Source organism: Shinella kummerowiae, from assembly GCF_009827055.1.
Classification (GTDB): Bacteria; Pseudomonadota; Alphaproteobacteria; order Rhizobiales; family Rhizobiaceae; genus Shinella; species Shinella kummerowiae.
The window spans coordinates 419,304-444,208 of sequence record NZ_WUMK01000005.1; the positions used below are offsets into that span (position 1 = coordinate 419,304).

The window sequence follows — 24,905 nt, forward strand, 5'->3', positions numbered from 1 at the left end:
GGCAACCCACGCAAATAAATTATACCGTTTTTATATGTTTTTTGCACTTCGGTGCCAAGAATGAGCCAGAATCACCCGGCATGGGTGAGCCGATCGATCTTCCCGAAGACGACGGCCGGAAAGACGGCGGATAGACCCCCTGGGACGCGGGATGCACGCGTCCGCGCTCCCGGGCGTATCCGGACGATGCCCCAGTGCTGATGGAAAGCAGACCGACATGCTGACGAAAAAAGGAAAATACGGACTGAAGGCGCTGGTGGACCTGGCGCGCCTGGGGCCTGGCGAAACGGCGTTCGTGGCCGAAATTGCGCTGCGCAACAATATTCCGAAGAAGTTCCTCGATACGATCCTGCTCGAACTGCGCAATGCCGGCATGCTGCGGTCGAAGAAGGGTCCGGGCGGCGGTTACTCGCTGTCCCATCCGGCTTCCGAAATCCGCATCGGCCATGCCATCCGCGTGCTCGACGGACCGCTCGCACCCATTCGCTGCGCCAGCCGCACGGCTTTTGAAGCCTGCGAAGACTGCGCCGATCCGGAAACCTGTCAGGTCCGTCGCGCAATGACGGATGTGCGCGACGCCATTGCCTCCATCCTCGACACGATGACGCTGGAACAGTTCGTAGCTGTTCCAGGTGCTGCTGCCATCATCGACGAGGAAGAACTGGAAAAGCGCGTCGGCTGACCCCCTGGGCGGCCTTTGCACGGCCGCCTTTCAGTACTGCTCTAAAAATTCGGCGGGCTGATCGCCCACAGCACCACGGCGTCCCGTTGTCCGGGGTTTCGGTAGCGGTGCGGCTCGCCGGCCGAATAGGAGCAACTATCTCCCTCGTGGAGATGGAAGCGCCGCTCCCCGACCCAGATTTCCAATTCCCCGGACAGCACGAAGCCGACGCCGTCGCCGGTATGGCTGTAGCTTTCCGCGCTCTCGCTGCCGGGCGGCAGGTTGGTGTAGATCAGCTCAACCTGCAGGCTCATTTTCGGCGTCAGCAACTCGTCGACGATGCCCTGCTCATACTGGATCTTCAGCCGGTTGCCGCGCCGGACCACATAGCCATGCTCGTCCTGCGGCACGCGTGAGGCGCCGGCGAAGAACCATTGAACGGTCACGCCGAGACTGCGGGCAATCCCCACCAGCGCGGGGATCGACGGATAGGCGAGGTTGCGCTCGATCTGGCTGATATAGCCGGTCGAAAGCCCGGCGCTGTCGGCCAGTTGCGCCAGCGTCATCTTGCGCCGCTTGCGCAGGTCGCGAATACGTTCGCCGAGAACCGCATCGCCATCGGCCGGATCGGCCGACGGGTTGATGCCGGCATGGTCGTCAGAGGCCATTGCTGCCTTTTCCTTCGCTGCGCAAACATGGAGGACAGTGCATGCACACCTCTGCGTGAATGACAACAAATTTTGCCCAAAGTAAAAATCATGTATGTATTTTTTACTGAGGATAAAATATGCATGGAAAAGCTTTCGCAGTCACGGCAGGAGGAGGCCGGGTTTCATGACGGCAGACGCATTCCCCCATCTGTTTCAGCCGCTGCAGATCCGCAGCGTGCGCCTGAAGAATCGCATCATGTCGTCCGGCCACGATACGACACTGCCGACCGACGGACTGATCAACGATGCACTGATTGCCTATCACGCCGCGCGGGCGCAGGGCGGGGCGGGGCTGATCGTCAGCCAGGTGGCTGGCGTGCATGAGACGGCACGCTATACCTCGCACATGCTCATGGCGGTCAGCGACGACTGTATCGAGGGCTATCGACGGCTTGCGGAGATCTGTCACGCCGAGGGATGTGCGCTGTTCTCGCAGCTTTTCCATCCCGGGCGCGAGATCATGGAGGGCGGTGACGGGCTTTTGACCGTTGCCTACGCGCCGTCCGTCTCGCCGAACGAGCGTTTTCGCGTGATGCCGCGCCAGCTCGATCAAAGCATGATCGACGAGATCGTCGCCGGTTATGCCGCCGCGGCGCGCCGCATGCATGCGGCCGGTATCGACGGCGTCGAATTCGTCGCAAGCCATGGCTACCTGCCTGCCCAGTTCTTCAATCCCCGGGTCAACCGGCGCAGTGACGCCTATGGCGGCGCGCTGGAAAACCGGCTGCGTTTTGCCGTGGACGCACTCAAGGCCATGCGTGCCGAGACGTCGGAGGATTTCGTCATCGGCATGCGCATCAGCACCAGCGAGCGTGACGAACAGGGGCTGACGGGCGACGAGGCGCTCGACATCTGTCGCCGGCTCGAGCCCCTGCTGGACTATGTGAGCCTGACGGCCGGAACCTCCGCCTCGCTCGGCGGCGCCGTACACATCGTGCCGCCCATGGCCTATCGCAATGCCTATCTCGCCGGCGATGCCGCGCGGTTTCGCCAGGCGCTTGCCATTCCCGTCTTCGTCACCGGCCGTATCAACCAGCCGCAGGAGGCTGAGGCGGTTGTTGCGAGTGGCTCCGCCGATGTCTGCGGCATGACGCGGGCGATGATCTGCGATCCGGCCATGCCGGGCAAAGCCGAGGCGGGACAGACCGACAATATCCGCGCCTGCATCGCCTGCAACCAGGCTTGTATCGGCCACTTTCATCGCGGCGTGCCGATTTCCTGCATCCAGCACCCCGAAACCGGGCGCGAGCTGAAATTCGGTACACTCGCGCCGGCCGCGCGGCCGAAATCCGTCATGGTGATCGGCGGCGGGCCGGCAGGCCTCAAGGCCGCGGCGGTTGCCGGCAGTCGCGGGCATCGCGTGACGCTTTATGAAGCCGCGCCACAACTCGGCGGCCAGGCGCTGCTTGCCCAGCAGCTTCCCAGACGCGCCGAATTCGGCGGCATCGTCACCAACCTTGCCCGCGAGGTGGAGCGGGCCAATGTCCGCGTCGTCCGCGGCACGCGGGTCGACCGCGCGCTGGTGGAGACGGAAAAACCGGATGCCGTGATCCTTGCCACCGGCGCGAAACCCTATCGGCCCGACATCGAGCAGGATGGCAGTATCCAGATCGTCGATGCATGGCAGGTGTTGCGCCGTGAGGTGAAAACCGGCAGCCGCGTCGTCGTCGCGGACTGGCGCTGCGACTGGATCGGCCCGGGCATTGCCGAACTGCTGACGGGCGAGGGGTGCAGCGTCGAGCTCGCCGTCAACGGCACCCATGCGGCCGAACTCCTGCCGCTCTATGTGCGCGACAACATCGTCGCCGAACTGCACCGCATCGGCGTGCGCACCACGCCCTATGCCCGCCTCTACGGCTGTGATGGAGGGACTGTCTACATGCAGCACACGGTGAGCGAGTTGCCGATCCTGTTCGAGGACGTGGAGACGCTGGTGCTCTGTCTTGGCCATGAGCCGGTGGACGAACTCGGGGAGATGCTGCGGAGCCTGGTGCCGGAAGTCCACATCATCGGCGACAGCCTCGCCCCCCGCACCGCCGAAGAGGCGGTTTACGAGGGACTAAAGGTCGGTGCCTTCCTATAGAGATCGCGAGGCGCTTGGCGTGCGCCCTTTAATCGTCAAAGCGTCTTCAACACATCGCCCAGCGCATCCACCAGCATGTCGGCATTCTCGCGGGAGAAGACGAGCGGCGGGCGGATCTTGAGGACGTTGGCCCGCGGGCCGGAGGCACTGATGAGGATGCGCCGTTCGCGCAGGCCATTGACGATGCGGGTGGTGAGCGCGGCGTCGGGGCTCTTGGCCGCCGGGTCGGCGACGATTTCGACGCCAATGAACAGGCCGGAGCCGCGCACGTCGCCGATGGCGTGATAGCGGTCGGCAAGGCTGTTCAGGCCGTCCATCAGGTGACGCCCGACCTCCAGCGCATTCTGCTGCAAGCCCTCCGCCCGGATCGTGTCGAGCACGGCCTTGCCGGCTGCGGCAGCGATGGGATTGCCGCCGAACGTATTGAAATAGCGTGCGCGCGGGCCGAATTCGGCAATCACGTCCGGCCGCAGCACGATACCCGCCATCGGGTAACCGTTGCCCATCGGCTTGCCGATTGTCACCATGTCGGGTGAAACGCCGTGGCGCTCGAAACCCCACATGGCTTCGCCGGTGCGGCCGAAACCCGGTTGTACCTCGTCGGCAACGAAGAGGCCGCCCGCCGCATGGATCGCATCGACCGCCGACTTCAAAAAGCCCTTCGGTCCGGCGAAAATGCCGTCGCTGGAAAAGATCGTGTCGGTAATCAGCATGGCCGGCTTGATGCCGTGGCGTTGGAGATCAGCGATGGCGGCGCGCACGTCGCGGCCGAATTTCTCCATCATCTCTTCCGGCGAATGGCGATAGCTGTCCGGCGCGGGTACGGTGCGCACATGCGGCCCGAGCGTCACCGATTCACCAAGCGACGGCGAGAATTCGGCGACCGCGCTCGTCAGGCCATGATAGGCGAGTTCCGTCGCGATGATCCCCGTTCCGCCCGTGACATAACGGGCGATGCGCACGGCGAGGTCATTTGCCTCGCTGCCCGTGCAGGTGAACATGGCCTGGCTGAGCGCTTCGGGAAAGCTTGCCGTCAGCGCCTCGGCATAGTCGATGATGCCTTCGTGCAGGTAGCGCGTATGGGTGTTGAGCACCGCCGTCTGCTTGGTGATCGCCTCCACCACGCGGGGATGGCAATGGCCGAGCGAGGCGACGTTGTTATAGGCGTCGAGATATTTTTCGCCCGAGGCGTCGTAGAGGAAGACGCCTTCGCCGCGCACCAGATGCAGCGGCTTTTCGTAGAACAGGCGGTAGGCAGGGCCGAGCACCTTTTCCCGTCGGGCAATCAGCGCCCGTTCGGTCTCGTTCAGCCGCTCGAAATCGTCCTGCGAAAATGCATTCACCATTGACATGGTCAGGCCTCGGAAAGGTTGGGCACGAGCCGTTTCAGCCCGGCGGGTGTCAGATCGGATATGTTTTGCAGGCCCCGCCAGGCGGTGGCGTGGTTGCGCATGATGTAGTCGCGGTTCTCCGGGAAGCGCGCGGAGCGCCATTCGGCGATGATGATGGACATCGCCAGCCGGCAACGGCAAAGCAGCGGCAGAAGCGCGATCTCGGCGGGCTCAAGCGGGCGTGCCGACAGGAAGCCTTCGAGAAGGGCACGTGTGCGCGCCTGCCAGTTGTCTGTTGCGAGATGATAGGACAGCCCGACGGCGAGATCGTTGATTAGCGGCGCATGCACCATGTCGCCGAAATCGATGATGCCGACCACGTGGGTGGGCGATGCGGGATCGAGCAGGATGTTGTGCGGATTGAAATCGTTGTGGATGATCTGCCGCCGCTTCAGCGCGGCGATCGCCGGCAGGGCGTGCTCGAATTCCGCAATCACGCCCGCTGCCTGCGTCCGGCGCTCTGGCGCGACATGATCGACGACGGCGGCCAGATCGAGCGTATGGGAGATGTCCCACATCAGCTTTCCGGCAGGCGGGCGGCCGTCATAGGCCTCAAGCCCAAGACCGAGCTCCGCCAGCGCCCGGCCGACGTTGCGGCTCTGGGCTTCGGTCGTGGGTGTGCGATATTGCAGTTCTCCCGGCAGGAAGGTGAGGAGGCGCATGATGCGCGGGCCGTCGGCGGTGGCCAGCGTGCGGCTCTGTTCGCCGTCCTTCGTGCGCACCAGCCGCGGCACGGGCACCGTAGGGGCAGCGGCTTCAAGATGCAGCAGCGCGCCGTCCTGGAATTCCAGCGCGGCAGGATCCTCGGCAGGATTGGCGAGCTTGAGGACAAAATCCGTGCCGTCCGCGCGGGTGAAGAGGAAAGTTTCGTCCCGCTCGCTCGAAAGCCGTTTGACGGTGCCGGAAAGGCCGTACACATCCTCGACCGCCAGTCTCGCGTCGTCGAGCGACGTCACGCTCCATGTCGCCGACATGGAATCCGGTTTCTTGGCGGCGGGCGATCGCTCCGTCATGTTTGCTCCGTTGATGCGGCGGTCCGCATGGGTCTTGCCTGTTTTGTCCCGCTGTTGAAGATACTCACGGCGGGACTATGGGTCGTCCGGTAGAGAAAGATACCATCTGGCAGAGGCTCATACTTGAAACACGTCAAAAAAGATGCATCAAGTATCTTATTATTTTATTTTTCGGACGAGTTCCATGGCTGAATTTACGACACTGGAACATGAGAACCTGAATAGCGTCGTCTACGCGGCGCTTTGTGATGCCCTGATGCAGGGCCGGTTCCAGCCCGGCGACCGGCTGAAGATCCGCGATCTCGCCGAACAGTTCGGCACCAGCGTCACGCCGATCCGCGACGCCATCCTGCGTCTTGCCAATGACGAGGCGATCACCTTCCGCTCGCCGCGCGACATTCGCATTCCCGGCATGGCGGAAAGCCGCTATCGGGAAATCCGGGCCATCCGCATCCGGCTGGAGGGCTTGGCCGCGGAGACAGCCGCACAGGTGGCGACCAGTGCCAATATCCGTGCTCTTGAGGCTATTCTACGGGAAAACGAGCAGGCAATCGATGCTGGCGATCGCCTGAAGGGCACACAGCTCAACCAGGCTTTTCATTTCATGCTGCCGCAGATTGCTGGTCTTCCGGTGTTGAACAACATCCTGCGGCGGCTTTGGTTGCAGATGGGGCCGCATATTTCGGATGCCTATATCGAAGGCGGGCGGGCGATGATCGATCATCATTACCCGGTCATCGAGGCGCTGAAGCGGCATGATCCTGCCGCCGCCTCGATGGCGATCGTCGATGACATCCTGCTCGGCGGCAAGCCGATCCTTGAGCGGATCGTCCATGGCGAGGAACGGCCTGCCCGCCGGGCGTGATCTGCTTGTAAACAAGAGGCTTGCATTTCGCGAGCTGCCGATTACGATGCATCAAGCATCAATGGAGAATGCGTCCATGACCGAAGAACGCCGCTACATGTTGCTGACGGGAGCGAGCCGCGGCATCGGCCATGCGACGGTCAAGCTCTTCCAGTCGAAGGGCTGGCGCATTCTCACCGTGTCCCGTCAGGCATTTTCCGAGGAATGCGCCTGGCCGTCCGCCCGCGAAAGCCATATCCAGGCGGACCTTGCTGATCTGAACCAGATCGAGCGTCTCGCCGCGACCGTGCGCGAACGGCTGCCGAACGGCCGCCTGCATGCGCTGGTCAACAATGCCGGTATCTCGCCGAAGGGGCCGGGCCGCTCGCGCCTCGGCGTGCTGGAAACGGAGGCGGATGTCTGGACGCAGGTGTTGAATGTCAATCTCATCTCGACCGCGCTGATCGCCCGCGCGCTGATGCCGGAGTTGGAGGCCGCGAAGGGGTCGATCGTCAACGTCACCTCGATTGCCGGTTCGCGTGTGCACCCCTTCGCAGGCGTCGCCTATGCGGCCTCGAAGGCGGCGCTTGCCTCGCTGACCCGGGAGATGGCGCACGAGTTCGGCCGGCGCGGTGTGAGGGCGAATGCCATCGCACCGGGCGAGATCGAAACGTCGATCCTTTCGCCGGGAACCGACGAGCTGGTGGCGGCGGAAGTGCCGATGCGGAGACTGGGCGAACCGCGCGAAGTCGCGGAAACCATTTATTTCCTCTGCACCGAACCCTCGTCCTACATTAACGGCGCGGAAATCCACATCAACGGAGGGCAGCACGTCTGACAACGGTCAAAACGGCGACGAATCCCGTTGACCGGCAAGGACCGGAATGCATCAATCGGCCGACACGCCCCGGGGAAAGGGCGCAGCGACCGGAAAGGCTGCAATGCCGTCGATACGCCAAAGGCGAGGGCGGGCGCAGCCACTGAGTTCGTCATCGGAGCCGGCCCGCCGGTTCCTTCATCAATGAGAAAAGGGGAGTGCCATGAAGACCATCATGAAATCCGGAATCCTGACGGCTGCGGCCGTTGTGCTGTCCGCAAGCCTGGCCCTGCCGGCCCTGGCGCGCGACCTCACCGTCGTCTCCTGGGGCGGCAATTATCAGGACGCGCAGCGCAACATCTATTTCAAGCCATTCTCCGAAAAGCTTGGCAAGCCCGTGCTGGACGAAGCCTGGGACGGCGGCATCGGCGTGATCCAGTCGAAGGTCAAGGCCGGCGCGCCGAACTGGGACGCCGTGCAGGTGGAAGCCGAGGAACTGGCGCTCGGCTGTGCCGACGGCCTCTATGAGAAGATCGACTGGGACAAGATGGGTGGCAAGGACAAGTTCCTCGACAGCGCGGTCAATGACTGCGGCGTCGGCGCCATCGTCTGGTCCACGGCGATTGCCTATGACGGTGCCAAGCTGAAGGAGGGCCCGACCTCCTGGGCGGATTTCTGGAATGTCGAGAAATTCCCGGGCAAACGCTCGCTGCGCAAGGGGCCGAAATACACGCTGGAATTCGCGCTGCTCGCCGATGGCGTTTCGAAGGACGAACTCTATGACGTGCTGGGCACGGACGAGGGCGTCGAGCGCGCCTTCAAGAAGCTCGACGAGTTGAAGTCGAACATCGTCTGGTGGGAATCCGGCGCGCAGCCGCTGCAGTTCCTCGCTTCCGGAGAAGTCGCGATGACGTCTGCCTATAATGGCCGCATCACTGGCATCAACCGCACGGAAGGCAAGAACTTCAAGGTCGTCTTCCCCGGCAGTATCTACGCCGTTGACAGCTGGGTCGTGCTGAAGGACGCAGAAAACAAGGACGCGGCGCAGGACTTCATCGCCTTTGCGAGCCTGCCGGACAATCAGGCAAAGCTGCCGGAATTCGTCGCCTACGGCCTGCCGAACAAGGAAGCCGCGTCCAAGGTCCCGGCGGAATTCGCCAAGGACTTGCCGACCGATCCCGCCAACATGACGGACTCGATCCCGCTGAATGTCGATTTCTGGATCGACAATGCGGAATCGCTGACGCAGCGCTTCAACGCCTGGCTGGCCCAGTAAGCACATCCGCGATGGAGGGCGCTCGAAACGGGCGCCCTTCCTGTCCGGCTGGATGCATCCTGGCGGGGTTTCCCGCTTGATGTATCCTTCGCCTTTAGCGATGGAGTCTTCCTTGGCCGAATTCATTCGATTTGACCGCATCACCAAATTCTACGGCCCGCTCTGCGTGGTCGAAAATCTTGACCTCGGCATCGCGAAGGGAGAGTTCGTTAGCCTGCTCGGCCCTTCCGGCTCCGGCAAGACGACACTGCTGATGATGCTCGCCGGCTTCGAGCAGCCGACCTCCGGTGATATTCTTCTCGATGGCACAGCCATCAACGCCGTGCCGACCCACAAGCGGGACATGGGCGTGGTCTTCCAGAGTTATGCGCTCTTTCCCCACATGTCCGTCGGCGACAACATCGCTTTCCCGTTGCAGATGCGCGGACTGAACAAGGCGGAGACCAACCAGCGCGTGACGCGCGCCCTCGACATGGTACAGCTTTCGGCGCTCGTCGATCGACGCCCCTCCCAACTGTCCGGCGGCCAGCAGCAGCGCGTGGCGCTTGCCCGGGCCCTCGTCTTCGAACCGCGCGTCGTGCTGATGGACGAACCGCTCGGCGCGCTCGACAAGCAGCTGCGCGAGCAGATGCAGCTCGACATTCGCGACCTGCATCGCCGCCTCGGCCTCACCATCGTCTTCGTCACCCACGACCAGTCCGAAGCGCTCACCATGTCGGACCGCGTGGCGGTCTTCAACAAGGGCAAGATCGAGCAGATCGGCACGCCGCGGCAGGTCTATGACGAGCCGGCCACGCGCTTCGTCGCCGAGTTCATCGGCGAGACCAACCTGGTCGAGGGCGTCGTCGAGGCGGTGCAGGGGGCGGAAGCCAATGTGCGGCTGACCTCCGGCGCCCAGATCGTTTCGGCCGTTTCAGGCGCGGTGGCGCCGGGCCAGACCGTCTATCTGTCGATCCGTCCCGAGCGGGTCGATCTGACCGAGACCCGCAACGATGCCCGCAACTGCCTGGAAACGGAGGTGACCGACAGCGTCTATCAGGGCGATCATCTTCGGGTGCAGTTGCAGAATGCGGCGCATCCGCTGATCGCCAAGCTTGGCCGCCGGTCACGCGAGTTTGCGCCGGGCACCAGGGTCTATGCGGCCTTCGCGGCCGGCGACTGCCGGGTCATTGCGCCATGAGCGGGGGCTCGTCGCGCACCGGCCGGTCGCTGCTTCTGCTGGCGCCGCTGCTTGTCTTCCTGATCGGCTTTTTCGTCTGGCCGCTGTTCAGCATGATGTCGCAGGCGATATCGGATCCAGCCGTGCTGCGCCTGCTTCCGCGCAGCGCCGAGGTGATCGGCGACTGGGACCGAAAATCGCCGCCGACCATGCCCATGCAGGCCGCGCTGGTGGAAGATCTCAAGGCCGTCGACGATGACCAGGCGCTCGGCGACATGGTACGCCGCCTGAACAGCGCCCGCTCGGGCTTCCGCACGCTAATGAGCAAGACCACGAGCGCGCTGGCGGATCCTGCCAATCCGCCCGCCGATCTCGTCTCGATCGACAAGCGCTGGGAAAAGCCGGAATTCTGGATTGCCATCGCCGATGCGCTTTCTCCCTATACCGACCGCAACCTGCTCGCCGCCGTCGATCTCGGCCGCAATGCCGCCGGTAACATCGAGCACCTGCCCGCCGACCAGTCCGTCAATCGCGTGATCCTCGTGCGCACCTTCTGGATCGCCGCACTCGTCACCTTCTTCTGCGCCTGTATCGGCTTCCCCTATGCCATCATCGCCGCGTCGCTTGACGGCTGGAAGCGCGACCTGATGCTTGGCGCGGTGCTGCTGCCGCTGTGGACATCGCTTCTCGTGCGCACCGCCGCCTGGTTCATCCTGTTGCAGGAACAGGGCCTCATCAATGATCTGCTGCGCGGCATCGGCCTGATCGATGCGCCACTGGCGCTGATCTTCAACCGCACCGGCGTCATCATCGCCATGACGCATGTGCTCCTGCCCTTCATGGTGCTGCCGATCTATTCGGTGCTGATCACCATCCCGAAGAACCTCATGCCGGCTGCCGCCTCGCTCGGTGCGCCGCCGCTGCGGGCATTCCTGCGCGTGCTCCTGCCGCTCAGCCTGCGCGGCGTCGCCTCCGGCTGCCTGCTCGTCTTCATCTCGGCCATCGGCTACTACATCACGCCGGCGCTGATCGGCGGGCCGGGCGATCAGATGATCTCGTCGATCATCGCCTTCTACGCGACGGGTTCGGCGAACTGGGGCATGGCCGGCGCGCTCGGCATGGTGCTGCTTGTCGCAACGCTCGTGCTCTACAGCGTCTATGCGCGTCTCTCCAACGACGAATCGGGGAGGCGCTGACCATGCCGCTGAAAATCGCCAAGGCCACCTTCGCCACGCTGACGGTTCTCTTCCTCGTTGCCCCGCTGATTGCCATCCTGCCGCTCGCCTTTACCTCGAGCGTCATCCTCACCTATCCGATCCCGTCCTGGTCGCTGCGCTGGTTCGAAGAGCTGTTCTTCGCCGATGCCTGGCGGCGCGCGATCGTCAACAGCCTGATCATCGGCGCGGGCACGACATTGCTTGCCACCATTCTCGGCACGGCCGCATCGCTTGGCCTGCGCAACCGGCTCATCTTCTTCCGTGGCTCGATCCGCACGCTCTTCCTGCTGCCGATGGTGGTGCCCGCCGTGGTGCTCGGCGTCGGCATGCAGGTGTTGCTGGCGGGCTTCGGCCTGACGAACAGCTATCTCGGCGTCATCATCGCCCACACGGTCGTCGCCGTGCCCTTCGTGATCGTCAGTGTCACCGGGGCGCTTTCCGGCATCGATGAGCGGGTGGAACTGGCAGCGCAGAGCCTCGGCGCCTCGCCGACGACGGTGTTTCGGCGCGTGACTTTGCCGCTCGCCATGCCAGGCGTGCTGTCCGGCGCAGTGCTCGCCTTCGCCACCTCGCTGGACGAGGTGGTGCTCACTCTCTTCGTCGCCGGCCCCAATCAGCGTACGCTGGCGCGGCAGATGTTCTCCAGCATCCGCGAGAATATCAGCCCGGCCATCGCCGCTGCCGCCTTCCTCTTCATCGTCGCGACCGTGATCATCGGCCTCGTCGTGGTGATCTCGCGTTCCATGCTGGCCAAGCGCCGCTAGGCGGCGGCGCGCTTCAGCGCCTCGCCAAGCACCTGGTACACACGCGGCTCCAGCATATGCGCGACGTTGAAGCGCATGAAGCGGGCGGCCGTCTGCGACACGCTGAAGACGTTGCCGGGCGCGAGCACGATACCCTCGGCCACGGCGGCCTGTGCGACATCACCGGAATCCAGCCCTTCCGGCAGCCGGCACCAAAGATAGAAGCCGCCGCGCGGCGTGAGCCATGGCTCTACGCCGAGCCGGGCGAGCCGGTCCGCCGTTTCGCGCCGGGCGCGCACGAGCTTTCGGCGCAGCTCTTCCATATGCTTGCGATAGCCGCCGCCGGCGAGCATCTGGGCGATGATCTCGCTGGACATCGGGCTCGGGCCGCCGAAATTGGTGGCGATCTGCAAATCCACCAGCCCTTCGATCCAGTCCGGCCGCGCGGCGATATAGCCGCAGCGCGCGGAGGCGGAGAGCGTTTTGGAAAAACTGCCGATGCGGATGACGCGGTCGAGTCCATCGAGTGCCGCCAGCCGCGTCGAGGGCTCGGGCTCGAAGTCGGCAAAGATATCGTCCTCGACGATGGTCATCTCGCTGTTGGCGGCCGCATTCAACACGCGGTACGCCGTTTGCGGAGAAAGGGTCGCGCCTGTCGGATTATGGATCGCGGAATTGGTGATGTAGAGCCGCGGCCGTTCGGTGGCGAGTACGGCTTCAAAGCTTGCGACATCCGGACCAAATGGCGTGTAGGGCACGCCAAAGACCTCCACCTGATGCGCTTTCAGAAGGGCCTGAAAATTGAAGTAGCAGGGGTCGTCGATGAGCACCTTGTCACCGGGGCGCAGCAGGAAGCGGCAGATCAGATCCAACGCCTGCGTGCCCGTACTGGTCAGCATCAGATGATCCCGCCCGGCCTCGATGCCTTCCTCCGCCAGCCGACCGAGCAGCAAACGGCGCAACGCAAGTGAACCCTGCGTGCTGCCGTAATAGGAGAGCAAGTCGCTGTCGCCGCGGGCCAGGCCGCGAATGGCCCGGCGCAACGCTGCATCCGGCATCCAGTCCGCCGGCAGCCAGCCGCAACCCGGCTTGAGCACGGCCGCATCGGTGTCCAGCGATTGTCGCGACACCCAGAACGGATCGACCGCGCGCGCCTTCGGCGTTTCCGCTTCGGCCAGTTTTAGCGGCGGCAGGCCGGCGCCAGCGACATAAAAACCGGATCCCCGCTGCGCACGGATCAAACCCTCCGCCGCCAGCCGGTCATAGGCCTCCACCACGGTGGACGGCGAGACGCCCGCCGTGGTGGCAAAGCGGCGGATCGAGGGAAGACGGTCGCCGGGGGCGAGCGCACGGCTGGCGATGCGTTTGCGGACCGCTGCCATGACATCCGAAATCCGGTTTCGGGAGAGGGGTTCGGCCATGCTCGCTTCCACTGTATTGATCTATGAACCGGTACACTTCTTGAAAATTGTATTGCTTTGTTCCTGTCTTTGCCAGCCCCCGGACCTGTATCGTCCCGTAGAATGCGAGGTACGATGAAAACATCCATGGACGGTTGGGGCAGCGGGCTTGCCGGGGTCATCATTTTCAGTGGTTCGCTACCGGCGACACGCGTCGCGGTATCGGACTTCTCACCACTTTTCCTGACATCGGCGCGCGCCGTCATCGCCGCGTTGCTTGGTGCGGCCCTGCTCTTTGCGCTGCGGCAGACAAAACCATCGCGCGACGATCTCCTGTCGCTGCTGATCGTCGCGCTCGGCGTGGTCGTCGGTTTTCCGCTGCTGACGGCGATTGCGCTGCAATACATCACATCCGCCCATTCCATCGTCTTCATTGGCCTCCTGCCGCTTGCAACGGCGGTCTTCGGCGTGCTCAGGGGTGGGGAGCGCCCAAAACCGCTGTTCTGGCTGTTTTCCGTCATCGGCAGTGCCACGGTGGTGGGCTTTGCATTGAGCGCTGGCGCGGAGGTCTCGCTCGTCGGCGACCTGCTGATGGTCGCGGCGGTCATCGCCTGCGGCCTCGGCTACGCAGAGGGTGCCAAACTCTCGCGCACGCTCGGCGGATGGCAGGTCATCTCCTGGGCGCTCATCCTTGCGCTCCCCTTGATGGCGGTCATCGCGCTCATTTCCTTGCCGGAGAGCTGGGCCGGCATCGGCGGCGGCGCCTGGATGGGGCTCGCCTATGTCTCCGTCTTCAGCATGCTGATCGGTTTTGTCTTCTGGTATCGCGGACTGGCAATCGGGGGCATCGCGGCCGTGGGCCAGTTGCAATTGCTTCAGCCTTTCTTCGGCCTGCTGCTCGCCGCCGGCCTGCTGCATGAAAAGGTCAGCCCCCTGATGATCGTCACGACGCTTGCCATCGTGCTCTGCGTTGCCGGCGCGCGGAAGTTCGCGCGCTGACACCCTTGCCCGGTGCGGCGGGATCGTTATCCTGCCGCCGTCTAACGCGGAGGGAGCAGGGCTGATGTCGTTTTTCGAGGCCGAGGAGAAGACATTTTCCCGTTTCATCCTGGGAAATGCCCCCCTCAAAAAACTCGCCGACGGTTTCGACTGGGCCGAAGGGCCTGTCTGGTTCGGCGACCACGACTGTCTGCTGTTCTCCGACATTCCCAACAACCGCATGCTGCGCTGGAGCCCGGTTTCGGGCCTGACGACTTTCCGCGCGCCCGCGAACTTTTCCAACGGCAACACCCGCGACAGGGAAGGCAGGCTCGTGACCTGCGAACACGGCGCACGCCGCGTCACCCGCACCGAATATGACGGCGCGATCACCGTGATCGCCGATCGATACGAGGGCAAGCCGCTGAATTCGCCGAACGACGTGATCGTCGCCTCGGATGGTGCGATCTGGTTTACCGATCCGCATTACGGCATCGCTACCGACTATGAGGGCACCCGCTCGAAGCAGGAGCTGCCGTGCAACGTCTACCGCGTCGAACCGCTTTCCGGCACGGTCCGCGCCGTGCTCACGGATTTCCAATGCCCGAACGGTCTTGCCTTCAGCCCGGACGAAAGACGGCTCTATGTCGCCGATACCGGGCGCATCCACAGCGATGATCCGCGTCATATCCGTGCTTTCGACGTCGGCGCGGATTGGCATCTCACCGGTGGCGACGTCTTCCACACCATCGCGCCGGGCTGCGCGGATGGGATGCGGGTCGATGAGAACGGCAATCTCTGGTCCTCGGCGGGCGATGGCGTGCATTGCATCGCGTCGGACGGCCGCCGCCTTGGGAAAATCCTCGTGCCGGAGACCGTTTCCAATGTCTGTTTCGGCGGACGGAATGGCCACCGCCTTTTCATCACAGCCACCACGTCGCTTTATGCCGTGTCACTGGCTGTGCGTGGCGCTCGCCGGCGCGAATGAGGAGACAAACATCGGCCAGGGAATGGAGGGAGCCCGTAAAATCTGATAGGACTCCTGTCAACGGTGTTGGTCCGAGACAAAAATGTCCGGCGGAACGGTCTGGGAGATCTGGATGGCGGTGGGTGTTCGGACGGGGAAGGAGATGAGCGCGACGGCGGCGCCGAAGGCGTTGCGTGTCGGTTTCATCCTGTCGAAGAGCTTTACACTCTCTGCCTTCGCCCTGTTCGTGGACACGCTACGGCTCGCCAGCGACAGCGAAGACCGCTCCCGTCGTGTCAATTGCGATTGGGACGTTCTGAGCAGCACGCGCAACTTCATCTCGTCGTCGAGCGGCATACAGGTCGCGCCGACAGCACCCTTCGCCGACCCCTCGTGTTTCGACTATATCGCCGTCGTCGGCGGGCTGCTGAAGGACGATGAGCCAATCGACAGCTACGCGCAGGCCTATCTGCGCAAGGCGGCCAAGGCGGGCGTCGGGCTGATCGGCCTGTGCACCGGCAGCTTCATTCTTGCCGAGGCCGGACTGCTCAAGGGGCATACGGCCTGTGTAAGCTGGCTACATCATCGTGAATTCCGCGGGCGCTTCCCCGATATCGAGGCGACATCCGAACAGATTTTCCGCTTCGACGGCAAGGTCGCGACCTGTGCCGGTGGCAGCAGCGTAGCCGATCTGGCGGCGACGCTGGTCCGCCACCATGTCGGTGAGGCAGCGGAGCGTAACGCCCTGGAAATCCTGCAGATCCGCCACCGGCGCGACGCAACCGATCTCCAGCCGCGCAACCCGCTCGGCCTTGAGGCGCGCGACCGCCGCGTGCACCTCGCCATCATGATGATGGAGCAGCACACGGAAGACCTGCTGTCGATCGACAGCATCGCCACCATGACGAACGTCTCCCGCCGCCAGCTCGAGCGGTTGTTCGAGAGCGACATGGGCGCCTCGCCAAGCGCGATCTACATGAAGATCCGCATGGCGGCAGCCCTCAACATGGTGGTGCGCACCAATAAGCCGTTGATCGAGATCGCCCTCGAAACCGGCTTCGAAAGCCTGTCGCATTTCACGCGTCGTTTCCGAGCGGCCTTCGGCGACACGCCGTCGCAGATCCGCCGCGATGGTCGTCGCCAGGCAAGCTGACGGCCAATCCTCCATCTCCTATTCTGCGCACTTCCGGTCACAGAACCGCTGCGCAGTTTTGCGGGAATTGCGCTGGCGTTTGGAACCAAGCCACGCGCCAGCCGTTCGGTTTCCATTGCAGACAAGGAGACCGCAATGGCAAGCAATGACGTCCAAACCCAGATTTCCGCTCTTCGCGCAGAAATCGCCGCGCTTCATAAGGATCTCGGCGAGCGGGGTACCGAAGCCTATGAGACGATCCGCGATCGCGCCGGCAATGCCGTCGAGGCCGCCCGTCCCGCTGTCCGTTCGGCAACGAAATATGTCCGCAACGAAGGGGCCGCCGTTGCCCAGACCGCGCGAGAGCACCCTGCAGCCCTTTCGACCGTCGTGCTGACGGCGGGCCTTGCCGGTGTCGTCATCGGTTATCTGCTGGGTTCCCTGGAAAGCGAACCGCCACGCCGCCAGCGCTGGTTCTGAACAGACAAGAAAGCCCGGCAATGCCGGGCTTTTCGTTGGACAGAAGAAGGAAGCGGTTGCTTCCCCTGTTCGTTACCGGTGGCGCAGACCGAACAGGTAGCCGATGAAGGCGGCGCCGGCGAGGGCTGCCAGCGGATTGGCCTGGATGGTGGTGCGCACTTCATCACGCAGCGATTCCGCCTTGGCGACCGCAAGCTGGCCGGTGCCTTCGGCAATCAGGCCGGCGGATTCCTTCAGTCGGCTGATTTCGGTCTTAAGCGCTTCGATCTGCTCGTTGACCGTTGCTTCCGCAGCCGCAGCGCGGGCGTCTTCCGAAATGCTGTCGCGACCTTCAACGACGCCGAGCGTACGTTTGCCGGTGCTCTTTTCGTCAGCCATGAACATGTCTCCTGGATTTGATGGAATGGCCAGGGAAGAACTACCGTCATGCCAGTTGGTTCCACAGCTGATTCAAACTGTGATCGCGGCAAGGCCGTTTGGCGATTGACTCTCGTGCAGCAAATGGAACAAATAGAGAACATAACTCTTTCCAGTCCGGGAGCCGCCACGCCGATGTCCGTCTTCGCCGCCCGTGCCGTTGTCGCTGATCTGCGCGACCGCATCCGGCAGTTCGATGGCCGTACGGCGCGCGACCGGGCGGTGTTGCCCTTCGGCGTGCCGGAGATCGACGACCGGTTGCCGGGCGGCGGGCTGGCGCTGGCCAGCCTGCACGAGGTGTGCGGCGGCGGCAACGATGCGGTGGAGGGCGCAGCGGCCATGCTCTTTGCGGCCGGCATCGCAGCGCGCACCAAGGGGCAGGTGCTGTGGTGCCTGACACGGTCCGACCTCTTCGCGCCGGCACTGGCACAGGCGGGGCTTGCACCGGGCCGGGTGATCTATGTGGAGGCGGGCGACGAAAAGAGCCTGCTCCTCTGTTTCGAGGAAGGGCTGCGCCATGGTGGGCTCGGCGCGGTGGTGGCGGAGGTGGCGCGGCTGTCGATGACCGCTTCGCGCCGCCTGCAACTGGCGGCCGAGGCCGGCGGCACGCTCGCCATTGCGCTACGGCGTTTGCGCCACCGGGCGGAGGCGGATGCCTTTGCCCAACCGTCCGCCGCGGTGACGCGCTGGCGGGTTTGTGTCCGTCCGTCCGCCGCCCTGCCTGTGCCCGGTGTCGGCCGGGCGCAGTGGCATTTGCAACTTGTGCGCTGCCGGGCTGGCGCCGCGGCAGATTTTGACGTGGAGGCCTCCGATGCCGAGGGTCGTATCGCTTTTTCTTCCCGGCTGGCCGATCGACCGCCTGAGGCGCAGCTTGGGCGCGTTGGCGCCTCCGCCTGACGATCGTCTCGTGCTTGTCGGCCGCGAGGGCTCGCGCCGTATCGTCACCGCCGTGAGCCGGCCTGCCGAGCAGGCGGGCCTGCGCGTCGGCATGCCGCTCACCAAGGCCCATGCGCTCTTGCCTGACGTGCTGACCATGCCGGCCGATCCCGTAGCGGATGCGGCAGCGCTCAACCGCCTGGCACTGTGGGCCTTGCAACACTATGCGCCCATCGTCGCACCCGATCCGCCGGATGGCCTGGTCATCGATACAACGGGGGCCGACCATTTGCACGGCGGCGAGGAACGCATGCTGACCGGTCTCGTCAACCGGCTCGGCGCCTCCGGCATTTTCGCCCGCGCGGCGGTTGCCGATACCTGGGGCGCGGCTCACGCCGCCGCCCGTTTCTGCGCCGATCCCGTCTGCATCATAGCCCCGGGTACGACGAGCGACAGGGTGGCGCCGCTACCGATCCTCGGGCTCAGGATCCCGCCGGACATCGTGACCGGCCTGCATGTGCTGGGGTTTGCCACGATCGGCGACGTGCTCGCCGTACCACGCGCGCCGCTCGTATTACGCTTCGGCCCGCTTCTCGGTCGCCGCCTTGACCAATTGCAAGGCATCCTTTCCGAACCCGTCGATCCGCTCCGCGATCCCGAACTCGCCAGCGTGCGAAAGGTCTTCGGCGAGCCGATCGGTGCACCCGAAACCATCGCCCGCTATACGACCGCTCTCGTCCACGACCTCTGCCTGGCGCTGGAAAAACGCGGCCTTGGCGCCCGAAGGCTCGATCTTCTTTTCCACCGCGTCGACAATTCGCTCCAGGCGATCCGCGTTGGCACGGCGCAGCCCGTTCGGGATGAAAAACGGCTCACCCGGCTCCTCTCGGACCGGATCGAGACGATCGATCCGGGTTTCGGCATCGAGATCATGGACCTGACGGCGACACTTGCCGAACCGCTCCTCCTGCAACAGGCAGTCTCTTCGCTGATCGAGGAGGAGCAGGCGGACATTGCCGGTCTCGTCGATGTGATCGCCAACCGTATCGGCGCCCGGCGGCTTTACCGCATGGCCCCCGTCGAAAGCGACGTGCCCGAGCGGTCCGTCCATCGGGTCGCCCCGCTTGCCCCGGATGATGGTGCAACCTGGCAGGGTCGCTGGCCGCGCCCGGCGCGCCTGCTCGCCCGGCCCGAGCCGATCGAGGTCATGGCGCTCCTGCCGGACCACCCGCCGGGTGCCTTCACCTGGCGTGGCGTACGCCGGTTGGTAAAGCGCGCCGACGGCCCCGAACGCATCTTCGGCGAATGGTGGAAGCGCGATGCCGAACTTGCTGCCGTGCGGGACTATTTTCAGGTCGAGGATGCTTCCGGCGAACGCTTCTGGCTCTTCCGTTCGGGAAATGAACAACAGGCGGCAAGCGGGGCGGGCCGCTGGTTCCTGCACGGGATTTTCGCATGAGCACCCGTTATGCCGAGCTTCAGGTGGCGTCCCACTTCTCGTTCCTGCGCGGCGCGAGCAGTTGCGCGGAGCTGTTTGCCCAGGCCAGCGCCCTCGGGATAGAGGCACTCGCCATCGTCGACCGCAACAGCCTTGCCGGCGTGGTACAGGCACACAGGGCGGCGAAGGAATTGCCCCCTGATGTCAACATGGTGCGCCTTGTCATCGGCTGCCGGCTGGATCTTGTCGACGGCATGTCACTGCTCGTCTACCCGACCGACCGGGAGGCTTATGCGCGCCTCTGCCGCCTGCTCACCATCGGCAAGAAGAAGGCCGGCAAGGGGAAGTGCCATCTCGATTGGGCCGATGTCGTGGAATGGAACGAGGGCCTGCTCGCCGTGCTGCTGCCCGACGCGGCAGACGAGACCGTAGCCTTTCATCTACGCCGTTTACGCGAGACATTCCGTGGTCGCTGCTACCTTGCGCTGACGCTGCGCCGTCGCCCGAATGACCAGCTACGGCTCTTCGAACTCTCCAATCTCGCCACCCAGCACCGCGTGCCCACCATCGTCACCAACGACGTGCTCTACCATGAGCCCGGCCGCCGCATGTTGCAGGACATCGTCACCTGCATCCGCCATAACGTCGTCATCGACAATGCCGGCTTCCTGCGCGAACGCCACGCCGACCGCTACCTGAAGCCGCCGCAGGAAATGCATCGGCTCTTCCCGCACTATCCGCAAGCGCTCGCCCGCACGCTGGAGATCGTCGACCGCTGCAAATTCTCGCTGGACGAGCTGCAATACCAATATCCGGACGAGAAGGAGTATGCGCATCTCACGCCCCAGGAAGCGCTGGAGAAATATACGTGGGAGGGGGCGGCGGTCCGCTATCCTGAGGGCCTGCCGGAGGACGTGCAGGCGCAACTCGTTCACGAACTGGGCCTGATTGCAAGAATGCACTATGCGCCGTATTTCCTGACTGTGAACGCCATTGTGCGGCAGGCGAGAGCGATGAAAATTCTCTGCCAAGGCAGGGGGTCCGCGGCCAACAGCGCCGTTTGCTACATGCTCGGCATCACCGCCGTGGACCCGAGGGGAAACGGCCTGCTCTTTGAGCGCTTCGTATCGGAACAGCGTGGCGAGCCGCCCGACATCGACGTGGATTTCGAGCACGAGCGGCGCGAGGAGATCATCCAGTGGGTTTATGAGACCTATGGGCGAAGTCGCGCCGCACTTTGCGCGACTGTCATCCGCTATCGCTCCCGTGGTGCCATGCGCGATGTCGGACGTGCGCTGGGCATGCCGGAGGATGTGTTGAAGGCGATATCGTCCCAGGTCTGGGGCTGGTCCGAGGACATACCGAAGTCGGAGGCCAAGGACATTGGCCTCAATGTGGATGACAGGCGCGTGCGATTGCTGATGGAACTCTCCCGTCAGCTCATGGGCGTGCCGCGCCATCTCTCACAACATCCGGGTGGTTTCGTGCTGACGCGTGACCGGCTGGACGATCTTGTGCCTATCGAGCCGGCGGCAATGGACGATCGGCAGGTAATCGAATGGGACAAGGACGACATCGAATCCCTCAACTTCATGAAGGTGGATGTCCTGGCGCTCGGCATGCTCTCCTGCATGCGCAGGGCCTTCGAATATCTGGAAGATCTCAAGGGAATCCGGAAGGGGCTGTGGAACATCGAGCTGGATGACGAGCCGACCTATGCCATGATTTCGAAGGCGGACACGCTGGGCACATTCCAGATCGAGAGCCGGGCGCAGATGTCGATGCTGCCGCGGCTTAAACCCAAAGAATTCTATGACATCGTCATTCAGGTGGCGATCGTACGGCCCGGACCGATCCAGGGGGATATGGTGCATCCCTATTTGCGGCGGCGGCAGGGACTGGAAAAACCGGATTATCCCAATGATGCGAAGTTAAGGAAGGTCCTCCAAAAAACCCTCGGCGTGCCACTTTTTCAGGAGCAGGCCATGCAGGTGGCCATTGTCGGGGCCGACTTTTCGCCCGGCCGCGCCGACCAGTTACGACGTGCCATGGCAACCTTCAAGCATACGGGTGGCGTCGATAAATTCCGGCAGGAACTGATCGATGGCATGACCGGGAAGGGCTATCCTTTGGAGTTCGCCGAGCGCATGTGCCGTCAGCTCGAGGGTTTCGGTTCCTATGGTTTCCCGGAAAGCCATGCCTACAGTTTTGCCATCATCGCCTATGCCTCCGCCTGGATGAAGTGTCATCATCCGGATGTCTTCTGCGCCGCGCTTCTCAATTCCCAACCCATGGGTTTTTATGCACCGGCCCAGATCGTGCGGGACGCGCAGCAGCATGGGGTGGAGGTGCGACCTGTCTGCATCAATGAAAGCCGGTGGGATTGTACGCTGGAGCCGACAAAGGACAAAAAGCGCTTTGCTGTTCGTCTCGGCCTCAAGATGGTCAAGGGGCTGAGCAATCAGGAAGGCGGTAGGCTCATTCAAGAACGGGCGGACGAGCCCTTCGTTTCCGTGGATGATCTATGGCGCCGTTCCGGCCTGCCGGTCGCCGCACTTGTCGAAATTGCGGAGGCGGATGCATTCCTGCCATCGCTTGGCCTTGCCCGGCGCGAGGCGCTGTGGGCGATCCGGGCGCTGCGTGATGAGCCGTTGCCGCTTTTTGCCGCTGCTGCACAGCGCGAGGAAGCGGTGATTGCGGAACTCGATGAACCCGTTGTTTCCCTTCGCCCCATGACGGCGGGAAACGAGGTGGTCGAGGATTATGGCCATGTCGGGCTGACGCTGCGCGCCCACCCCGTCAGCTTCCTGCGGGAGGATTTGCAGCGGCAAAAAATCCTCTCCTGCCACATCGCCGCAAACCTGCGCGACCGGCAACGGGTCGAGACGGCGGGTGTCGTTCTCGTGCGCCAGCGGCCGGGTTCCGCCAAGGGCGTCATCTTCGTGACGATCGAAGACGAGACCGGCATTGCCAACCTCGTCGTCTGGAAAAAGGTCTTTACCGCTTATCGCAAGGTGGTGATGGGGGCCTCCATGCTCGGCGTGAAAGGCTATGTCCAGCGAGAAGGGGAGGTGGTGCATGTCGTCGCGCAGCACCTGACGGATCTTTCCGGCATGCTTTCGAGCGTCGGGCGCCGCGACGGACCGTTTCCCCTGCCGCACGGGCGGGGCGACGAATTCCACCACGGCAGCCCGCCGCACGATCCACGCGGCGCGCCAAAGCTCGTCAAGGCGCGCAATCTCGTTGATGGCTACGGCCATATCGACGAAATCCGCGTCAAATCCCGCGACTTCCACTAGCCTACATGAAGTCGCGCGGCACCGCCTTCTCGAACGTCTTCTCGAAAATCTGCGCGTCACCCTCGAAAGCCCGGACGGAGGCCGAGATCAGCCAGTCCGTCGCCGTGCAGGCGATGGTTGCCGTCGAAACCGTGCGGACGAACCAGCCGGGACGCTGCATGTCGCAGGTCCAGACGGAGGTGCCGGTCATCGACAGCGGGTCGTCTTGCGCGATCGACCAGAGTTCGTCGCGCACCTGCCGCGTGGCCAACCCCGTGCCCGGATGTTCGAAGAGGCCGGTATCCTCGTAGATCGAATATTCCGTCAGGCCGTTCGTGAGATCGCGTTCCACGCCACGGGCGGTCTCGCCGGGGGCGAGTTCGGTATATTTCGGCAGCGGATCGGGATTTGTCGGTTCCGGGATCGCAACGACCTGATGCGCGCCGAGCTTCGGCAGGGCGAGGCCGAGCGATGCGAGATCGATCGTCACGCCGGCATCCGTCGGCGGTGGCAGCACCATTGGCCAATAGGCGGTCGAGAGCGACAGGCGGATGCGATGGCCGGCGCGGAAACGGTAGCCCATCGCGTCGAGCACCAGGCGGATGCGCGTCTTCTCGCCTCTCGGCATGGCTTTAGGATCGGCATTGCCATCGCGGTGCGCAAGGTTGACGACGCCGAAGGTCACGCGCGTCGCGGTGCCGTCCGGGTGCACATCGACGAGGCGGGCGCAGAGGTTGCCGATTTCCGCCTCCGTCGAAAGATCGACTTCCAGCACTGGCTGACCGAGGAAGTCCTGGGGCTCGGTGAGCGGCGGCGTCTCGATGACGAGTGAGCCGGCATCGTCGAGGCGTTGGTCGAGCGCCATCTCGGCATCCGGCTTCAGCGTGAACCACTCGCCGGCCATGATGCCGGTATCGAGCGGCGATTTCAGGTAGCGGTCATGACCGCACGCGCCGGCAATCGGCATTCCGGGCGTAAGCGTGCCGTACTGCTCCACGTAGAAGGTCGCCATGTCCGGCGCCGCCCATCTGTCCTTGGCGATCCAGAAACCGGGATCGACTGCGCGCCGTAGAGCGGGACGGGCGGCGTCCTGGATATAGGCGCGCACCTGTGGGATGTTCTCTGCCCCGTTTTGCTCGCCGCGCAGCCAGCGGTTCCACCAGGCGATGGCCTGGCCATGAAAATCCATGCGCGGCTTCGGCCAGGCAAAATGCGGATATTTATGGACCCATGGCCCGATCAGCGCCTTGGCCTTGTCGCCAAGCCCCTCGACCGCCTTCAGCGGCGTGCTGCGATACCCGTCCGCCCAGCCGGCGATGACAAGGGCGGGCACGGGGAAACCCGCGAAATCCTCACAAATGGAACCGTGTTTCCAGAAGGCGTCGCGTCGCTGGTGTTGCAACCATTCCTCCAGGAAGAAGGGTTCGTTTTCCAACCGCTCCAGCCACATGTCCTTCCAGCGGTCGCCGACGATCTCCGGATCGGGCGAACGGGATTGATAGGCGAGCATCGTCGCCGCCCAGGAAAGCTGCGCGGAAAGGTGTGTGCCGTTTTTGTAATGGATATCGTCGTTGTAGCGGTCGACGGTGGAGGCGATAGAGATGACGGCCTTCAGGGCGGGAGGCTTGAGCGCCGCGACTTGCAGGCAGTTGAAGCCACCCCAGGAGATGCCCATCATGCCCACCGAACCGTTCGACCAGGGTTGCGCCGCGATCCAGGCAATGAGCTCGCAGGCATTGGCGAGCTCCAGCGGCGTATATTCGCCATCGATGACGCCGTCGGACTCGCCCGAACCGCGGATGTCGACGCGCACGCCGGCAATGCCCGCGGCGGCGAAGACCGGATAGGTCGATTCATCGCGTGGGCTCGTTCCGTCGCGCTTGCGGTAGGGCAGGAATTCGAAGACGGCGGGCACGGGATCCTGTTCCGCGCCGTGCGGCATCCAGATGCGTGCGGCAAGCCGCGTTCCATCGGCAAGCGTGATCCACTGGTTTTCGATGACGGTGAAGGTGCGAGATGTCATGG

21 protein-coding genes are annotated in these 24,905 nt (G+C 63.9%); 15 read left to right on the plus strand and 6 right to left on the minus strand.

Features of this window, described 5'->3' with window-relative positions; genetic code table 11:
- Nucleotides 1-217: 217 nt before the first annotated feature.
- Nucleotides 218-682 (plus strand): RrF2 family transcriptional regulator, encoded by a 465-nt coding sequence (locus GR138_RS15590; protein ID WP_069062935.1) that lies wholly within the window; start codon nucleotides 218-220, stop codon nucleotides 680-682.
- A 41-nt stretch (nucleotides 683-723) separates the two neighbouring features.
- On the opposite strand, the gene GR138_RS15595 is transcribed toward GR138_RS15590, so the two are convergent.
- Nucleotides 724-1,329 (minus strand): helix-turn-helix domain-containing protein, encoded by a 606-nt coding sequence (locus GR138_RS15595; RefSeq protein WP_160860160.1) that lies wholly within the window; start codon nucleotides 1,327-1,329, stop codon nucleotides 724-726.
- A gap of 166 nt (nucleotides 1,330-1,495) precedes the next feature.
- Here GR138_RS15595 and GR138_RS15600 point away from each other — a divergent pair, with 166 nt between their 5' ends.
- Nucleotides 1,496-3,454 carry an oxidoreductase gene (locus GR138_RS15600; protein WP_160860161.1) on the plus strand — a complete coding sequence of 653 codons (1,959 nt, stop codon included), beginning with the start codon at nucleotides 1,496-1,498 and terminating at the stop codon, nucleotides 3,452-3,454.
- A 35-nt stretch (nucleotides 3,455-3,489) separates the two neighbouring features.
- On the opposite strand, the gene GR138_RS15605 is transcribed toward GR138_RS15600, so the two are convergent.
- Together GR138_RS15605 and GR138_RS15610 are read right to left on the minus strand one after the other, a co-directional pair.
- Nucleotides 3,490-4,806, minus strand: a complete 1,317-nt coding sequence (locus GR138_RS15605) for an aspartate aminotransferase family protein (RefSeq protein ID WP_160860162.1) — start codon at nucleotides 4,804-4,806, stop codon at nucleotides 3,490-3,492.
- Between the two features lie 2 nt (nucleotides 4,807-4,808).
- Nucleotides 4,809-5,858, minus strand: coding sequence for a phosphotransferase (locus GR138_RS15610; protein WP_160860163.1), 1,050 nt, complete (start codon nucleotides 5,856-5,858; stop codon nucleotides 4,809-4,811).
- Nucleotides 5,859-6,042: 184 nt separating this feature from the next.
- Here GR138_RS15610 and GR138_RS15615 point away from each other — a divergent pair, with 184 nt between their 5' ends.
- The 6 genes from GR138_RS15615 to GR138_RS15640 all read left to right on the plus strand — a co-directional run bounded on the left by GR138_RS15615 (nucleotide 6,043) and on the right by GR138_RS15640 (nucleotide 11,935).
- Nucleotides 6,043-6,723: a GntR family transcriptional regulator gene (locus tag GR138_RS15615; RefSeq protein ID WP_160860164.1), complete on the plus strand. Its 681-nt coding sequence runs from the start codon at nucleotides 6,043-6,045 to the stop codon at nucleotides 6,721-6,723.
- A gap of 76 nt (nucleotides 6,724-6,799) precedes the next feature.
- Nucleotides 6,800-7,540 carry an SDR family NAD(P)-dependent oxidoreductase gene (locus tag GR138_RS15620; protein ID WP_160860165.1) on the plus strand — a complete coding sequence of 247 codons (741 nt, stop codon included), beginning with the start codon at nucleotides 6,800-6,802 and terminating at the stop codon, nucleotides 7,538-7,540.
- Between the two features lie 214 nt (nucleotides 7,541-7,754).
- The gene (locus GR138_RS15625) at nucleotides 7,755-8,795 is read left to right on the plus strand and encodes an ABC transporter substrate-binding protein (protein ID WP_246200518.1); all 1,041 of its coding nucleotides are present in this window, start codon (nucleotides 7,755-7,757) and stop codon (nucleotides 8,793-8,795) included.
- 100 nt (nucleotides 8,796-8,895) lie between these two features.
- Entirely contained in the window at nucleotides 8,896-9,975 is a 1,080-nt protein-coding gene (locus tag GR138_RS15630) for an ABC transporter ATP-binding protein (RefSeq protein WP_160860167.1), read from the plus strand.
- A complete protein-coding gene (locus GR138_RS15635) occupies nucleotides 9,972-11,150 on the plus strand; it encodes an ABC transporter permease (protein ID WP_160860168.1) in 1,179 nt (392 codons plus the stop codon). The genes GR138_RS15630 and GR138_RS15635 overlap by 4 nt, the downstream gene beginning before the upstream one ends.
- A gap of 2 nt (nucleotides 11,151-11,152) precedes the next feature.
- Nucleotides 11,153-11,935, plus strand: a complete 783-nt coding sequence (locus GR138_RS15640; RefSeq protein ID WP_160860169.1) for an ABC transporter permease — start codon at nucleotides 11,153-11,155, stop codon at nucleotides 11,933-11,935.
- Here GR138_RS15640 and GR138_RS15645 read toward each other — a convergent pair.
- Nucleotides 11,932-13,335: an aminotransferase-like domain-containing protein gene (locus tag GR138_RS15645; RefSeq protein WP_246200481.1), complete on the minus strand. Its 1,404-nt coding sequence runs from the start codon at nucleotides 13,333-13,335 to the stop codon at nucleotides 11,932-11,934. The genes GR138_RS15640 and GR138_RS15645 overlap by 4 nt on opposite strands.
- A 114-nt stretch (nucleotides 13,336-13,449) precedes the next feature.
- Between GR138_RS15645 and GR138_RS15650 the strand changes: the two genes are divergently transcribed.
- The 4 genes from GR138_RS15650 (at nucleotide 13,450) to GR138_RS15665 (ending at nucleotide 16,871) form a co-directional block, all read left to right on the plus strand.
- Nucleotides 13,450-14,313 carry a DMT family transporter gene (locus tag GR138_RS15650; RefSeq protein WP_160860170.1) on the plus strand — a complete coding sequence of 288 codons (864 nt, stop codon included), beginning with the start codon at nucleotides 13,450-13,452 and terminating at the stop codon, nucleotides 14,311-14,313.
- A 64-nt stretch (nucleotides 14,314-14,377) separates the two neighbouring features.
- Complete coding sequence (locus GR138_RS15655; RefSeq protein ID WP_160860171.1) at nucleotides 14,378-15,280, plus strand: SMP-30/gluconolactonase/LRE family protein; 903 nt, start codon at nucleotides 14,378-14,380, stop codon at nucleotides 15,278-15,280.
- A gap of 112 nt (nucleotides 15,281-15,392) precedes the next feature.
- Nucleotides 15,393-16,412, plus strand: a complete 1,020-nt coding sequence (locus GR138_RS15660; RefSeq protein ID WP_246200484.1) for a GlxA family transcriptional regulator — start codon at nucleotides 15,393-15,395, stop codon at nucleotides 16,410-16,412.
- Nucleotides 16,413-16,547: 135 nt separating this feature from the next.
- Nucleotides 16,548-16,871 (plus strand): hypothetical protein, encoded by a 324-nt coding sequence (locus GR138_RS15665; RefSeq protein WP_160860172.1) that lies wholly within the window; start codon nucleotides 16,548-16,550, stop codon nucleotides 16,869-16,871.
- A 72-nt stretch (nucleotides 16,872-16,943) separates the two neighbouring features.
- Here GR138_RS15665 and GR138_RS15670 read toward each other — a convergent pair whose 3' ends face one another.
- On the minus strand, nucleotides 16,944-17,249 hold the full coding sequence (locus GR138_RS15670) for a hypothetical protein (RefSeq protein WP_160860173.1): 306 nt from the start codon (nucleotides 17,247-17,249) through the stop codon (nucleotides 16,944-16,946).
- A 174-nt stretch (nucleotides 17,250-17,423) separates the two neighbouring features.
- On the opposite strand from GR138_RS15670, the gene GR138_RS15675 reads away from it, so the two are divergent.
- The 3 genes from GR138_RS15675 to GR138_RS15685 are packed head-to-tail and all read left to right on the plus strand — an operon-like array spanning nucleotide 17,424 to nucleotide 22,901.
- A complete protein-coding gene (locus GR138_RS15675; protein WP_160860174.1) occupies nucleotides 17,424-18,185 on the plus strand; it encodes an ImuA family protein in 762 nt (253 codons plus the stop codon).
- Nucleotides 18,100-19,623, plus strand: a complete 1,524-nt coding sequence (locus GR138_RS15680; RefSeq protein ID WP_160860175.1) for a DUF6504 family protein — start codon at nucleotides 18,100-18,102, stop codon at nucleotides 19,621-19,623. Before GR138_RS15675 ends, GR138_RS15680 begins: the two co-directional genes overlap by 86 nt.
- Nucleotides 19,620-22,901, plus strand: a complete 3,282-nt coding sequence (locus GR138_RS15685; RefSeq protein WP_160860176.1) for an error-prone DNA polymerase — start codon at nucleotides 19,620-19,622, stop codon at nucleotides 22,899-22,901. The genes GR138_RS15680 and GR138_RS15685 overlap by 4 nt, the downstream gene beginning before the upstream one ends.
- Before the next feature lies 1 nt (nucleotide 22,902).
- Here the strand turns inward: GR138_RS15685 and GR138_RS15690 are convergent, their stop codons facing one another.
- Nucleotides 22,903-24,903 (minus strand): CocE/NonD family hydrolase, encoded by a 2,001-nt coding sequence (locus GR138_RS15690; RefSeq protein WP_160860177.1) that lies wholly within the window; start codon nucleotides 24,901-24,903, stop codon nucleotides 22,903-22,905.
- Nucleotides 24,904-24,905: the final 2 nt, after the last annotated feature.

What these genes read in the sequence shown, in the direction of transcription:
- GR138_RS15590 (WP_069062935.1), top strand. Translation starts at nt 218, where the DNA reads ATGCTGACGAAAAAAGGAAAATACGGACTGAAGGCGCTGGTGGACCTG.
- GR138_RS15595 (WP_160860160.1), bottom strand. Translation starts at nt 1,329, where the DNA reads ATGGCCTCTGACGACCATGCCGGCATCAACCCGTCGGCCGATCCGGCC.
- GR138_RS15600 (WP_160860161.1), top strand. Translation starts at nt 1,496, where the DNA reads ATGACGGCAGACGCATTCCCCCATCTGTTTCAGCCGCTGCAGATCCGC.
- GR138_RS15605 (WP_160860162.1), bottom strand. Translation starts at nt 4,806, where the DNA reads ATGTCAATGGTGAATGCATTTTCGCAGGACGATTTCGAGCGGCTGAAC.
- GR138_RS15610 (WP_160860163.1), bottom strand. Translation starts at nt 5,858, where the DNA reads ATGACGGAGCGATCGCCCGCCGCCAAGAAACCGGATTCCATGTCGGCG.
- GR138_RS15615 (WP_160860164.1), top strand. Translation starts at nt 6,043, where the DNA reads ATGGCTGAATTTACGACACTGGAACATGAGAACCTGAATAGCGTCGTC.
- GR138_RS15620 (WP_160860165.1), top strand. Translation starts at nt 6,800, where the DNA reads ATGACCGAAGAACGCCGCTACATGTTGCTGACGGGAGCGAGCCGCGGC.
- GR138_RS15625 (WP_246200518.1), top strand. Translation starts at nt 7,755, where the DNA reads ATGAAATCCGGAATCCTGACGGCTGCGGCCGTTGTGCTGTCCGCAAGC.
- GR138_RS15630 (WP_160860167.1), top strand. Translation starts at nt 8,896, where the DNA reads ATGGAGTCTTCCTTGGCCGAATTCATTCGATTTGACCGCATCACCAAA.
- GR138_RS15635 (WP_160860168.1), top strand. Translation starts at nt 9,972, where the DNA reads ATGAGCGGGGGCTCGTCGCGCACCGGCCGGTCGCTGCTTCTGCTGGCG.
- GR138_RS15640 (WP_160860169.1), top strand. Translation starts at nt 11,153, where the DNA reads ATGCCGCTGAAAATCGCCAAGGCCACCTTCGCCACGCTGACGGTTCTC.
- GR138_RS15645 (WP_246200481.1), bottom strand. Translation starts at nt 13,335, where the DNA reads ATGGCCGAACCCCTCTCCCGAAACCGGATTTCGGATGTCATGGCAGCG.
- GR138_RS15650 (WP_160860170.1), top strand. Translation starts at nt 13,450, where the DNA reads ATGAAAACATCCATGGACGGTTGGGGCAGCGGGCTTGCCGGGGTCATC.
- GR138_RS15655 (WP_160860171.1), top strand. Translation starts at nt 14,378, where the DNA reads ATGTCGTTTTTCGAGGCCGAGGAGAAGACATTTTCCCGTTTCATCCTG.
- GR138_RS15660 (WP_246200484.1), top strand. Translation starts at nt 15,393, where the DNA reads ATGGCGGTGGGTGTTCGGACGGGGAAGGAGATGAGCGCGACGGCGGCG.
- GR138_RS15665 (WP_160860172.1), top strand. Translation starts at nt 16,548, where the DNA reads ATGGCAAGCAATGACGTCCAAACCCAGATTTCCGCTCTTCGCGCAGAA.
- GR138_RS15670 (WP_160860173.1), bottom strand. Translation starts at nt 17,249, where the DNA reads ATGGCTGACGAAAAGAGCACCGGCAAACGTACGCTCGGCGTCGTTGAA.
- GR138_RS15675 (WP_160860174.1), top strand. Translation starts at nt 17,424, where the DNA reads ATGTCCGTCTTCGCCGCCCGTGCCGTTGTCGCTGATCTGCGCGACCGC.
- GR138_RS15680 (WP_160860175.1), top strand. Translation starts at nt 18,100, where the DNA reads ATGCCGAGGGTCGTATCGCTTTTTCTTCCCGGCTGGCCGATCGACCGC.
- GR138_RS15685 (WP_160860176.1), top strand. Translation starts at nt 19,620, where the DNA reads ATGAGCACCCGTTATGCCGAGCTTCAGGTGGCGTCCCACTTCTCGTTC.
- GR138_RS15690 (WP_160860177.1), bottom strand. Translation starts at nt 24,903, where the DNA reads ATGACATCTCGCACCTTCACCGTCATCGAAAACCAGTGGATCACGCTT.